Genomic DNA, 13,313 nt, shown 5'->3' with positions numbered 1-13,313 from the left:
TGGGATTCTCATGTCAGTTAATGAATCGGTCAATCGGATAGTGGCAGGTTCCGGTGTGATCCTTGCGGGTACGCTTATTGGAATGCTGCTTGACATCGTAATTAAAGGCGTACTAACCTCTTATCTCTCACCAGCTGATTTCGGCACCTACTCCCTTGCCCTTACGGTAATCTCCATTACGGGCGCCGTGGCAACGCTTGGACTCCATGAAGGGGTGCCAAGGTACATTGCCTACTTCAGAGGCAGGCACGAGGAGCACAACATTCCCGAGTTGATCATCTCGGCTATATTAATGGGTCTTATTGCGGGGATGCTTGCCATGCTGGTCTCACCCCTGCTGTTCGAACGGCTGGCTGGAGAAGGGTTTGATATCCAGGGCAAAATCCTATCCGTTGTCAGGATAATGATCTTTGCCATTCCGTTCACCATACTCCTGAACCTGTCAGTAGCGATCTACAGAGGTTTTGACCGTACAAGTGTCAACATGTACTTCTATAACATCGTAAGGCCGGTATCCCTGCTCGTGTTTGCTTCAGCTGCCGTGTTCTTCGGGGTATCTCTGAAAGGAGTCGTATTTGCAGACCTGCTTTCAATGGTCTTTACATTCGGCGTGATGTCAGTTTACTTTATAAGAAAGCCTCCGATCAAGCCGGAATGGAAACTCAAATTCAGCGATCCCACAAAAAAGCTGATCCGGTACTCATTCCCGCTGTTAATAAGTGCGACCCTGCTCAACCTTATGACCTGGACCGATACCATAATGCTCGGTTATTTCAAATCCGCCGAAGTTGTCGGGGTTTACAGTGCAGTATACCCTCTTGTCGGGTTTCTGTCCCTGATAATCAGCTCTATGGGGTTCGTATACATTCCCGTAACCTCAAAACTCTGGGGAGAAAACCGGACTGAATCCCTTGGTTCAATTTACGCGATAATGACGAAGTGGTGCTTCCTGCTCACTTTCCCGGTCTTTGCCCTGATGTTCGCATATCCGGATATCATCCTCACAAAAATCTACGGAGCAGACTATGCAGGCGGGGCTACGGTTCTGCGCATCCTTGCCCTGGGGTTCGTAACAAACTCGTACTTCGGGTTTAACTACCACACAATAATGGCATCCGGAGACTCTGATTTCCTGATGAAGTGCTCGGTTGCAAGTGCAGGGATCAACGCCGTACTTAACTTCATACTCATACCCCCGTACGGAATGATAGGTGCTGCAGCAGCTTCTGCCGTGTCCTTTGCATCCATAGAGGTCCTAATGACCCTGAGAGCCTGGAGGTCACAGCAAATGCATCCGTTTACTCCGATGTACAGAAGGTTAACCCTTATAGGGGCTATTCTGGTTGCGGGGATGCTCACAGCAAGAGAAATGCTTCCGCTGTCAGGGGCAAGCTGGGAATATGCAGCCTTTATGGTTGTGTACTTCGCCGCCATCCGGTATGCAAAGGTTCTTGATGAGATGGAAATGGATATGTTAAACGGCATCAAGAAAACAATTGTGCAGAATATGAGTATCCTTCTCTCACAGGCCTTCAAGGCTCCCGGTCTCAAACTGTAAAAAAAGCCTTTCCCGGCATCTAAAGAAAAGCGACAACTTTCCTCTGTTTTTTGAGGGATGCCGGGAATTTGTTTTTACAACTTTTAAGTGAAGTCTCGTACACCAGGGATGGTAAAACCTTCAAAGCTATCCGAACATTTTCAACTTAACTTTCCTTTATATTTCTTCTGAGTTTATTCTTCAGTCCTTTTATTTCCGTTAAGCCGGCTCTCGATCTTTGAATTCTAACTCATCAATTTTTTTTATCACGAAAGCTTAATTTGTGTTATTTGTTAACATACTACATATTATCACGGATTACGAACTGATTCGTTGATCCGCTGGAGATAAAAAATGCTCGGAATTAGTGATCCCCAGATCTGGATTGCGTATATCCTGTGTTTTGTTAGCGCTTTCGGATGCATTGCCTATGGCATATTGAAATGGAACGTCGGGGCTGAAGAGGAGGCCTGAAATAATGGTTGTAAGTACTCCTGTTCTCGGAATGGCTGTTCTGATCTATTTGATGGTGATATTCTACCTGGGATGGGTGGGATACAAAAAAACGAAAGACATAGACGACTATATGATTGCAGGGCGGAAGATTCATTCATACGTACTTGCTCTGTCATACGGAGCCACTTTTATCAGCACCTCGGCAATAGTGGGATTCGGCGGGGCAGCCGGAGTCCTCGGAATGGGGCTTTTATGGCTCACATTTATGAACGTTTTTGTAGGGATATTCATTGCATTTGTTTTATTCGGGTCAAAAACCAGGCGTATAGGCTTAAACCTCAAGGCGGTAACCTTTCCGGAATTAATGGGAAAACGCTTCGAATCAAGGTTCATACAGGGCTTTTCCGGGATTCTGATAGGTATCTTCATGCCGCTTTATTCGGGAATAGTCCTGATCGGCGCGGCAAGGTTCCTTGAGACTACACTTGGAATAAACTATGATGTTGCTGTTTTGATCTTCACAATTATAATTGCAGCCTATGTGATAACAGGTGGCTTGATTGCGGTTATGTACACCGATGCGCTTCAGGGGTCCCTCATGTTTCTGGGCATGGGAATTTTAATGGTTCTTACCTACTCAAAGCTCGGCGGCATTACGGAAGCACACAGAATGCTCACGGATATGGCTCCTCTGGTCCCGGAATCCCTTGTGCAGGGAGGACACCTCGGGTGGACTGCAATGCCCGCATTCGGGTCAACCATATGGTGGAATCTTATCTCAACCCTTGTCCTGGGAGTAGGAATAGGAGTCCTTGCCCAGCCCCAGCTTGCAGTCAGGTTCATGACGGTAAAAGACGACAGAGCCCTTAACAGGGCAGTCCTCGTGGGTGGACCTTTCATTTTCATGATGACAGGGGTTGCATTTACCGTAGGGGCACTTTCAAATGCGTACTTCTATAAGACACAGAACCTCATCTCAATAGCCGTGGCAAAGGGAAATACCGACCTTATAATCCCGGAGTACATCAACAGTTCAATGCCTGACATTTTTGTAATTCTTTTCATGCTCACCCTGCTTGCTGCCGCAATGTCCACGTTGAGCTCGCAGTTCCACACAATGGGCACGGCTATAGGTCACGATTTTTACCGGGAGTACCTGATGAAAGGAAAATCCGGCAAAACCGTCACCATAACAAAACTGGGAATTGCAGTAACAATCCTTGCAAGTATGGTTCTTGCCTATCTCCTTCCAATAAGCATTATTGCAAGCGCTACGGCGATTTTCTTCGGGCTGTGTGCAGCAGCCTTCCTTCCAATGTACACAGGCGCCCTTTTCTGGAAGCGCATGACAAAGGAAGGAGCTATAGCAAGCCTCATTGTAGGGACATTTGCCAGCCTTTTCTGGCTTATTTTCGTACACGCAAAAGAAGCTGCCCTCCTCGGCATCAGCCAGGCCCTCTTCGGAAAAGCAACCCTTCTGACGGGGACCTGGACCATTATCGACCCCATACTTGTTGCAACCCCGCTTGCCATGCTTACAGCTGTTGTTGTGAGCCTTGCAACCCGTCCTCCTTCAAAAGAGCACCTTGAAACATGCTATGGAAGATAATATGGAAGATAATATGGAAGATAATATGGAAGATAATATGGAAGATAATATGGAAGATAATATGGAAGATAATATGGAAGATAATATGGAAGATAATATGGAAGATAAAGCCATAACCAGATAATGATTAAAATATATGAAGGGCTAAAAATTCTCATGGGTTGAATTTATTGACATTCGGCCCACCGAACTGTTTTTGGATAAATTTTCAGGTAATGGTTATTTATTTTTTTCCGGAGCATTTTTGCTTTTATATAGACTTTCCTCCGCTCTTCATCCCGGATAAAAAACTTCGGTAAACCGTATAGCAACCCGGATAAAAAATCAAGAGTAAAATAATTAAACAGTTGTTTTTAGAGTCAAATCTGTCGAAAAATCAAAAGAGTTATATGTGGTGAAAGAGTATATATCAATATCAAAAAATTTACAAAATAATTGGGCAGAAAAATGAGAGAGTAAAAGAGGAGTGGGGACTCATGATAGGAAACAATTTTCACAGAAATCGAAGAAAAAAAGTGAAGCATACAGCTTCTACAGGGATAGTACATGTCTCAAGAAAACGTTCTTCGCCGGAAATGAGCCCGAAAAAACCATATCTGGATAGAAAAAAGCCAACCTTTGCTGAAAATGACATACCAGAAACCGGGCTATGTCAAAGTGAAAATTATGATACTGTAGTGCGCCAAACTGTAAACTTTTATTCACCTCAATTAATAAGAATAAAGGCTACCGATAGAGAGGGAAACTCTATTGAAGTCACCTATTGATTGAAGGAAAAACCCTAACATATACCATGAAGAGAAAAAAGTTAAAATTGAAACTTCATGGCATTTTATCTATTTTCCTATTTTTATGCAGTTGAAGAGTAAAATCAGGTACACATCCGAATTCGTTACAGAATGTTCTAATTTATACAGTCAAGTCTTTTCAACTCATGTTTTCAGTTCAACTGCGTAAGTCCTATATGCTTTAAATTCAGAAAAATAAGGTTTCTATGGATTCTGTTATGTCTATGGCTTATCCCAACCCCATTGATTTCCTATAGAAGTAAATGTCAAAAGGCACTATTCAACAATTCACTTGTTCTGGTTACGGTTCTACCGGGCTTTCAGAGCTTCAAATACTTTTCGAGCACGATAGAGCCAAAAACTGCGGATTGTCATCTGCTACCCTATGGACATTAGCCGTGTGCCTGAAGTAATCTGTACTGACCTTAAGGCAATTCTGAGGCTGATATTTAACAAGATATTTTCACCTGTGAACGTGGCTCAAAGTCTTAACCCATGTATGTGGGGATAATAGTGACAAGCTTGAAAAATACTTACCCCGTTTCGAGCGCTTCGTTGCAACTGCTCAGTCCAGAACCTTAAAGAATGTGTACAATTTTGGAGATTTTAGCGCCGGAGGTAGGTGCATTTTTGCAGCCGGGAACTCGTAGCTAAAAATCAGGTTGGTGGTATTTGATTTTGAAAATCCAGATGTGAACCTTATCAAGAGAAAGAAGTTGATATTAGTAAAGAAATTGAGAGAGATTTCTGAATTTTAAACGGGAAACTCTCCGATTAAATAAAATCACATTACAGTTAGTTGACGAATTTTCAAATTATTACTTACTAACTGAGTTAAAAAACTTTTCCCCTATTGAATAAACTCCCTTTAACATGTTTTTCTTAAAAAGAAAAAAACTAAAGTGATGTTATTTATAAATAAAAAAAGTTATGCAACTTTTCCAACAAAATGAACGCCTTTAAAGGGTTTAAATTGAATTTAGTTGAGAAAATCGAGCTTATACAACTATTGAGATTATATATTCGCTTTAATCTTGGATTGCAGATTATAATTTCGGATTTATCGGGAGCTTTAGAGGAATCAGAACTTGTAGATTAAATGTAAAAGTAAATGTGTTTTGTTGAGAGAGGATTTATTCAATATTTAATAGACTATTTATATTAAGAAACAGTTATTCTGGTATTTTTATATAATCTGCAATTATATTTTTGTTCGTACTTTCTGGCAATCAAATCTGTTCCTCTCCAAATGAAAAATAGGTAACAAGAATAATTTCTAAAAAGAGTTGCCGGGAGAGTATAATTTAGGTGGATGAAGAGCTTGATTGGAGAATTATATGCTCTAATCCTGAAACGTTCACCTTTTCTATCAAAAGAGAAAAAGAAACATAAACCCACGGAGGTAAATGATATGTTTGGATTCGGAGGCTGTGGCTGGGGAGGCTGCGGTGGCTGGGGTCGCTGGGGTCGCTTTGGCGGCTGGGGCCGCTGCGGTGGCTGGGGCGGCTGCGGTGGCTGGGGCGGCGGCGGCTGTTGCTAATATTGATAACCAGGCAACAACTGAGCCTAAAATCAGCAACTAAGCCTAAAATCAGCAACTAAGCCTAAAATCAGCAACTAAGCCTAAAATAGCAAGGTTAACTTAAACCTGCATAACGGTCATCTTTTCAAGACATTTTGGGGGAATTCCTGATAAACTGTCTTGAAAAGATGACTATAAATTTTGAAACTCATTACTATCTTCCGGGTCGCCAATTATAGTCCCTGGGAATTAACGACAATCAATTATTTTACTATCTTCAAAATAAAATATAGTCTTCACATAAACTATTTTCATTTACAAAATCATCTTTATATTTAAGATGAAATCTATCATACTAACCAAAAGATTTCTCTTGAGAAGCTTGGTTGACTCATAAAGATTGAAAGAAACACTAAAGTTCAATAGAAGTTATATGCTCTTCGCTGTTTTATGTGGGTTGAAAATAATTGCTCAGTTAGAAAGTAGCTAGGCCAAAAGAGAAACATCACGCCTGAATGTGATTTTCAACCAGAATTGTTTCTTAATTTTAGATATGCTACTTTGACATTCAGGAGATGAATGTAAGTCACCCACATAAAACAGCGAAGAGCCAGTTATATTTTATTCGGTTTAGATATTTGTCGGTCCTATTGAGGAGGCAACATCGAGATTAGGAGTCGCTAAAATAACCGGTCATTATTGGCAAAATCGATGGAATACATGAGTATGATCCAATAGTTGTACTCGATAACTCCAAAACACACCATGCAGACATCACAGTTAAAAAAGCAAAACAACTGGATATAGTACTAGTGTTTCTGCCACAATATTCACCAGACTTAAACCCAATTGAGTTTATATGGAAGAGTGTAAGGAAAAAAATTTTAAAAGAATTTATTGAATCAGTTACGCAACTAAGAAAATTGATTAAAAATGAGTATGAAATTAGCTAAATCAAAATCTTTTGCTAACAATTGGATGAAATTATTTGAGGAACAAATTAAAAGTGTAATTAATTCATGAGTTGACTCTAAATAAAACTATTTTTCGCTTAAAAACAATTATTTTATACAGAATTCAAAATAATTTATCTTATTAGTATGTGCTTGAGTCAGAGAATGAGTTAGTGTATCATCAAAATAAAAGACACCCTGGAGGCGCTGATCCTTCTTCGAATTACTACACATTGGGGGAGCATAATATTCGAAGAGACCGTATTGGGGGATACAGTAAATGCAGCGCCTCCGGGCTTTTTCTACATTAATTATGCTGAAGATTCCTTATTTAAGTCTTTTTTCCATTCCATTCTATTTGATTTATTTTGTTCAGTTCCGCTCTTGTTTCTTGTTTGTCTTTCCCACCGTATCCTCCACCACCCGGTGTCTCGATAGCAAAAACATCTCCTTTTTTTAGCTTAATTTCTGCCTGTCCCTCTACAGTGATAACATTGCCGTCCCTGCGGATCAGCGTGTTCTTTCCGCACTCACCGGGCATGCCGCCATTTAAGCCGAAGGGCGGGAGTTTCCTGTGGCTTGAGAGAATGGCAGCATGCATGTCCTTAAGGAACCTGATTTTTCGGATAACCCCATTTCCGCCTCTGAATTTGCCCGCTCCTCCACTCCCCTGCCGGATGGAAAACTCCTCAAGCAAAACCGGAAACCTCGTTTCAAGGATCTCGGGGTCAGTGATCCTTGAATTGGTCATATGGGTATGGACAGCATCCGTCCCTGAAAATCCGGGGCCTGCTCCTGCTCCCCCGCAGATGGTTTCATAGTACTGGAAGTCCGAATTTCCGAAGGTGAAATTGTTCATGGTACCCTGGGAAGCCGCCAGCGTGCCAAGAGCTCCGAACAGGGCATCAACAATGTACTGTGAGGTCTCAACATTGCCTGCAACAACTGCTGCAGGATATTCCGGTCTGAGCATGGAACCTTCGGGGATGATAATTTCAAGCGGCTTTAGACAGCCCGCATTAAGGGGGATGTCACTTTTTACAAGGGTCCTGAAAGCATAGAGAACGGCAGCCAGGCAGACCGAGGCAGGGGCATTGAAATTATTTGAAAGCTGGGATGATGTTCCGGTAAAGTCAATTTTTGCACCGCGGTTCTTGCGGTCGATTGTAACCTTCACTTTAATGGCACTTCCGTCATCGAGCATGTAAATGAATTCCCCGTCTGCAAGCCTGTCAATGACTCTTCTTACAGCTTCCTCGGCGTTATCCTGCACATGGTTCATGTAAGCTTCAACGGTTTCAAGGGAGAATTCGTCAACCATCCTGCGCAGTTCCTGGAGCCCTTTTTCATTTGCAGCCACCTGGGCTCTGAGGTCAGCCATATTCTGGTCCGGGTTTCTTGCAGGGTATTTTCCCGAGTTCAGCCAGACCTTCAGCTTTTCTTCACAGAAACGGCCCTGTTTGACGATTTTCATGCCTTCGCTCAGCACCCCTTCTTCCTCAATGGTTCTGCTGCCCGGAGGAACAGAACCAGGACTTATCCCTCCCACATCGGCATGGTGGCCCCGGGAAGCCAGATAAAACAGAATCTCTCCGGAGCTGCCAAACATCGGAGTAACAACCGTGATATCCGGGAGATGGGTACCTCCGTTATACGGGGAGTTAATCAGGTAGACGTCTCCTGCCCGCATCTCATGAAATTGTGTCCTGATAAGGGCTTTTACGCACTCCCCCATGGAACCCAGATGCACGGGGATGTGAGGGGCATTTGCTATAAGGTTGCCGTGCCTGTCGAAAATCGCGCAGGAGAAGTCCAGCCTTTCTTTTATGTTTACAGAGTAGGCTGTGTTCTGCAAAGTGTAGCCCATCTGCTCGGCAACGGACATGAACCTGTTATTGAAAATCTCAAGCATTACAGGGTCAACTTCTGTCCCGATGGCGGTATGGGTCGGGAGAGGAATTTTGCGGTGCAGGAGGAGATGATCGTGTTCCGTAATCTCTCCTTCCCAGCCGGGTTCGATAATAATAGTCGTATTCTTCTCAATTAAAATCGCAGGCCCGCTTACACAGGCACCGGGTTTGAGTTCTTCCCTCTGGAAAACGGGAGTCTCATGAAATTCCCCATAGCTATACATTTGAACCGCCGATACGGGAGAAAAAGCAGGGTTTGTTTCGGTTTCCAGCACAGGGCCGAAAGCTCTTTCAGTAATCCCTATGATTTCCACGGAAACGGCTTCAATAACCATGGCTTTGCCCTCTATCACAAACCCGAAGCGCTTTTTATGCGCTTCTTCAAACCCGCTCCTGAGTGCGTCCTTATCCGCAAAATCCACAACTAACTGAGTATCCGATCCCGCATAACGCATATGGGCCTTAAAGAGGGCAGTAATGCACTCCTGCCGCACTCCCTGTCCCAGCATCATAAGGAGGCCTTCTTTTTCAAGCCTGGCAAATACTGTCTTTAATTCATCTATCAGCTCGTCAGAAAGTTCGGTTCCTACATAATTCTCTTTTATCAGCCTCTGGTCTGCAAGCCCCATCCCGTATGCCGAGAGCACGCCTGCATAAGGGTGAATGAAGATCCTTTTAATTCCGAGGCTGTCTGCAACCCTGCAGGCATGCTGGGCGCCGGCTCCTCCGAAGCAGCAGAGGGTATATTCTTTTATGTTGTACCCCCGCTGGACCGAGATTTTCTTTATGGCATTTGCCATATTCTCGACTGCGACTGAAAGAAAACCTTCTGCTACCTGTTCAGGGGTCCGGACACTGCCTCCGCTTGAAATTTCTTTTTCAGCGACTTCTTTTTCAGGGATCTCCTTTCCAGGAACTTTATTTTTAGAGACTTCCTTGTCAGATACTTCCTTTTCAGAAACCTCTTTTGCAATCTCTGCAAATTTCCTGCGCACTAGTTCGGAGTCAAGGGGCTGGTCTCCATCGGGCCCAAAAAGGTTAGGGAAAAACTCAGGCTGCAATTTTCCGAGCATGACATTGCAGTCGGTAACCGTAAGAGGCCCACCTTTTCGGTACGAAGCCGGTCCCGGGTCCGACCCTGCTGAATCCGGGCCTACCCTGAACCTGCCTCCTTCGTAGTGAAGGATAGAACCCCCGCCTGCAGCTACGGTATGGATGCGCATCATAGGAGAACGCAGGCGGACACCTGCAATTTCGGTTTCAAGGCTGCGCTCGTATTCCCCGCTGTACTGAGCCACATCCGTAGAAGTCCCTCCCATATCGAAAGTGACGACCTTTTTTGCACCTGCCATGAGAGAAGTAGCAACTGCACCTACAATTCCACCTGCAGGCCCGGAGAGGATGCAGTCCTTGCCCTGAAAAGCGTCTGCATCTATAAGCCCGCCGCTGGACTGCATAAACATGAGTCTGGGACTATTTTTTCCCCTGTTTTCCTCTTCAGGACTTTCTTCTTCCGGGTTCCCTTTCTTTTCGTCTTCTTTTTCTTCTATTTCTGCCCCTCTTTCTTCCAGAGTTTTCTGGACCATATCAACGTACCTGCGGAGGACCGGGGAAAGATAGGCATCCACGACAGTCGTTTCCCCCCGGCTCACTAGTTTTATTAGCGGGCTCGTCTGATGGGACAGGGAGACCTGCGTAAAACCTATTTCCCGTGCAAGCCTGCCGAGTTTTAGTTCATGTTCGGGATACCTGTAGGAATGCATGAAAATAATGGCAATTGAGCGAATCCCGGATTTGTAAGCCTCTTCAAACTCTTTTTTTGCACTTTCGAGGTCAAGAGCTACAAGCTCTTTTCCATCTGCTCCGAACCTTCCGGAGACCTCGATTACCCTTTCATAGAGCTGGTCAGGAAGTTCGATTTTCTGAGCAAAAATATCCGGACGGTTCTGGTACCCTATCCTCAAAGCATCTCCAAACCCCCGCGTTATGGCAAGAACAGTCCTCTCCCCTTTCCGTTCAAGGAGGGCATTTGTGCCAACAGTCGTGCCCATTTTTACGGCTTCGATCAGTTCCGCAGGCAGGGGTGCATCTTTTGGAAGACCAAGGATCTGGCGGATCCCGTGAATGGCTGCATCTTTATAATGAGTAGGGTCTTCGGAAAGCAGCTTGTGTGTAATCAGTTTTCCATCAGGGCTGCGGGCTACGATATCAGTAAACGTGCCTCCGCGGTCTATCCAGAACTGCCAGCGGGTTTTGGGGGACATGTAGGGAATAATTGTAGAGGTGGTATTAATTATTAATCGGAAATTTGAGGTTGAGGTTGATTTTCAGAAAGTAACAGGCTCATTTTTTCAAAATTATTTCGAGATAATTATAGCCTTATACAGGGACTCGAATAAAAAGAAAAAGCTTTTGGAGTTAAAGTGTGATGAAAAAGTGAGAGAATTGAAAATTTCTCTGATAAATCAGGTGTGCAAAAAGGATTTTGAAGGGATATTTAAAATCTGTCCGCGTGAGACAAATTTTGGGATAAAACATCTTTTTGCTATCAGCAAAAAAGATATTAACGATCTCTCACGAACCCTTCTTTGCTGATAACAAAAAGAATTTATTATTTAACCAAATTGTAAGCCCATTCGATCCATTCACAGAGGCATTCTAAATCCTCTTTCTCGACGGTAGCACCGCACCAGATGCGCAAGCCCGAAGGGGCATCCCGGTAAGAACCGATGTCATAAGCAACTTTTTCATTCTCAAGCGTTTTAATCAGTGCTTTAAGCTTTTCGTCGGATAAATCAACTTTAAAGCAGACACTGGTACTGGACCTTATCTCTTTTGTTTCCGCTAAGAAATGGATCCAGTTGTTTTTAGCAACAAATGCCTCAAAGACCGCCAGATTATCATTTGTCCTCTGGATAAGTTGTTTAAGCCCTCCGACAGACTCTGCCCATTTTAGTGTTGCCAGCCAATCTTCATTAGCCAGCATGGAGGGGGTATTAATAGTGGAGCCTGCAAAAATCTCCTTATTTAGTTTGCCCCCTTTGGTCAGTCGGAAAATCTTGGGCAATGGCCAGGCAGGAGTATAGCTTTCTAATCGCTGAACAGCCCGCGGAGATAAAATCAGCATCCCATGTGCACCTTCCCCACCTAAAACCTTCTGCCATGAGAAGGTAATTACATCCAATTTATGGTAGGGTATATCCATAGCAAATATAGCAGAGGTGGCATCGCAAAGCGTGAGCCCTTCACGGTTATCAGGAATCCAGTCGCCGTTGGGTACTTTGACTCCGCTAGTAGTCCCATTCCAGACAAAGACGACATCATTCTTGAAATCGACCTTCTTTAAATCTGGTAATTTCCCGTATTCTGCCTCAAAAACTCGGGTATCTTTTAATTTTAACTGTTTAGTGATGTCGGTTGCCCATTCTTTACTGAAAGATTCCCAAACCAGAACATCAACCCCGCGGCACCCCAGCATAGACCACATGCACATTTCAAAAGCGCCTGTATCGGAAGCCGGTACAATACCTACGAGATAATCATCAGGAAGTCCAAGCATATCTCTTGTTCTTTTAATTGCTTCAGCTAATTTTTCCTTGCCAGGTTTGCTCCGGTGTGACCGGCCAAAAGGTGTATCCTTTAGCTGTTCAACAGAATAACCTGGATGTTTGGCACAAGGCCCAGAAGAAAAACAAGGATTATTAGGAACTCGTGTTGGTTTCATTTTATCTTTTCCTTTTTGGTACAGTTATGTTTTCGGGGAAGAAGAAGTTTTCCAGTTACAGGCAAACATGTAATTATAGCCATCCCCGAAGACTTAACAGCGTACCTTTTATTTATTACAATGGGAGCGCGGAGGGTCACGAATACCCCGCCCTTCACAGGCTGTCCGACAATTACTGTTAGTAATGAAATAAAATCATCTCTTGTAGATTGGAACTTTTTTATGAGATTTATTTTCTATTCCCTATTACTCAAATCTTAAAGTGAAAAGTTCCATTTATTTCCATTTTCCTATCCAATGATCTCGTTTTTATTTAAGCAAATCCATATTTTCTTTGGGTTAACTGCAGTACACACTAAATTAAACTCATTTTTGACTGATTTCAATCCTCTGGTTAAAAATTCTCTAAACCCTAAAATACAGGTCGAATTTGATGATTTAAGAAGGGAAATTGAAGACTTAGATCCAAAACTTAAAGAAGAAATGGTTAAGATTCAGGACAATTTGGATGAGGTGAGTTCAAATAGTGAAAAAGAAAAACTGAATAAACCTCTAAATAAGTTAGGCCGTTTCCTTAAAGAATTGGATGATCCTAATTTTAATTTTAGCAAGATTATTAAAGGGACTCAAAAAGGCATAGAATATACACAAAAGCTTGGCAGAACCTATAACAAATTTGCCCAATGGCTTGCAAAGCCTCAGGTTCCAGACTTATTTCTTGGAAAATAATTGTCTGAATTTTTAACCCAATTATCTTACATCTTCCAAAGGCCTCGTTTTTCCGATAAAAAAGCCCTTCTTCTCACTACCGCCG

11 protein-coding genes are annotated in these 13,313 nt (G+C 43.2%); 9 read left to right on the top strand and 2 right to left on the bottom strand.

The features are described from left to right. The first annotated feature begins 10 nt into the window (after positions 1–10). From ACSAZL_RS09505 to ACSAZL_RS09475, 7 genes are all read left to right on the top strand, one after another. Positions 11–1,558, top strand: a complete 1,548-nt coding sequence (locus ACSAZL_RS09505; RefSeq protein ID WP_440948433.1) for an oligosaccharide flippase family protein — start codon at positions 11–13, stop codon at positions 1,556–1,558. A 333-nt stretch (positions 1,559–1,891) separates the two neighbouring features. After that, positions 1,892–2,011, top strand: coding sequence for a symporter small accessory protein (locus ACSAZL_RS09500; protein ID WP_440948432.1), 120 nt, complete (start codon positions 1,892–1,894; stop codon positions 2,009–2,011). A gap of 4 nt (positions 2,012–2,015) precedes the next feature. Continuing rightward, positions 2,016–3,602: a sodium:solute symporter family protein gene (locus ACSAZL_RS09495; RefSeq protein WP_440948431.1), complete on the top strand. Its 1,587-nt coding sequence runs from the start codon at positions 2,016–2,018 to the stop codon at positions 3,600–3,602. Continuing rightward, on the top strand, positions 3,592–3,726 hold the full coding sequence (locus ACSAZL_RS09490; RefSeq protein ID WP_440948430.1) for a hypothetical protein: 135 nt from the start codon (positions 3,592–3,594) through the stop codon (positions 3,724–3,726). The genes ACSAZL_RS09495 and ACSAZL_RS09490 overlap by 11 nt, the downstream gene beginning before the upstream one ends. A gap of 352 nt (positions 3,727–4,078) precedes the next feature. Next, the gene (locus ACSAZL_RS09485; protein WP_440948429.1) at positions 4,079–4,369 is read left to right on the top strand and encodes a hypothetical protein; all 291 of its coding nucleotides are present in this window, start codon (positions 4,079–4,081) and stop codon (positions 4,367–4,369) included. Between the two features lie 1,342 nt (positions 4,370–5,711). Beyond that, positions 5,712–5,930, top strand: coding sequence for a hypothetical protein (locus ACSAZL_RS09480; protein WP_440948428.1), 219 nt, complete (start codon positions 5,712–5,714; stop codon positions 5,928–5,930). Positions 5,931–6,607: 677 nt separating this feature from the next. Continuing rightward, positions 6,608–6,865, top strand: a complete 258-nt coding sequence (locus tag ACSAZL_RS09475) for a transposase (protein ID WP_440948828.1) — start codon at positions 6,608–6,610, stop codon at positions 6,863–6,865. A 331-nt stretch (positions 6,866–7,196) separates the two neighbouring features. Here the strand turns inward: ACSAZL_RS09475 and ACSAZL_RS09470 are convergent, their stop codons facing one another. After that, entirely contained in the window at positions 7,197–11,039 is a 3,843-nt protein-coding gene (locus ACSAZL_RS09470; protein WP_440948427.1) for a hydantoinase B/oxoprolinase family protein, read from the bottom strand. 19 nt (positions 11,040–11,058) lie between these two features. Here ACSAZL_RS09470 and ACSAZL_RS09465 point away from each other — a divergent pair, with 19 nt between their 5' ends. After that, entirely contained in the window at positions 11,059–11,370 is a 312-nt protein-coding gene (locus ACSAZL_RS09465) for a hypothetical protein (protein ID WP_440948426.1), read from the top strand. A gap of 16 nt (positions 11,371–11,386) precedes the next feature. Here the strand turns inward: ACSAZL_RS09465 and ACSAZL_RS09460 are convergent, their stop codons facing one another. Beyond that, positions 11,387–12,499 carry a phosphoserine transaminase gene (locus ACSAZL_RS09460; RefSeq protein WP_440948425.1) on the bottom strand — a complete coding sequence of 371 codons (1,113 nt, stop codon included), beginning with the start codon at positions 12,497–12,499 and terminating at the stop codon, positions 11,387–11,389. A gap of 372 nt (positions 12,500–12,871) precedes the next feature. On the opposite strand from ACSAZL_RS09460, the gene ACSAZL_RS09455 reads away from it, so the two are divergent. Beyond that, the gene (locus ACSAZL_RS09455; RefSeq protein WP_440948424.1) at positions 12,872–13,228 is read left to right on the top strand and encodes a hypothetical protein; all 357 of its coding nucleotides are present in this window, start codon (positions 12,872–12,874) and stop codon (positions 13,226–13,228) included. Positions 13,229–13,313 lie beyond the last annotated feature (85 nt).

It is taken from the genome of Methanosarcina mangrovi, from assembly GCF_052057765.1.
GTDB lineage: Archaea > Halobacteriota > Methanosarcinia > Methanosarcinales > Methanosarcinaceae > Methanosarcina.
The sequence above is the reverse complement of the archived record's forward strand: the minus strand, read 5'-3'. Positions and strand labels throughout refer to the sequence as shown.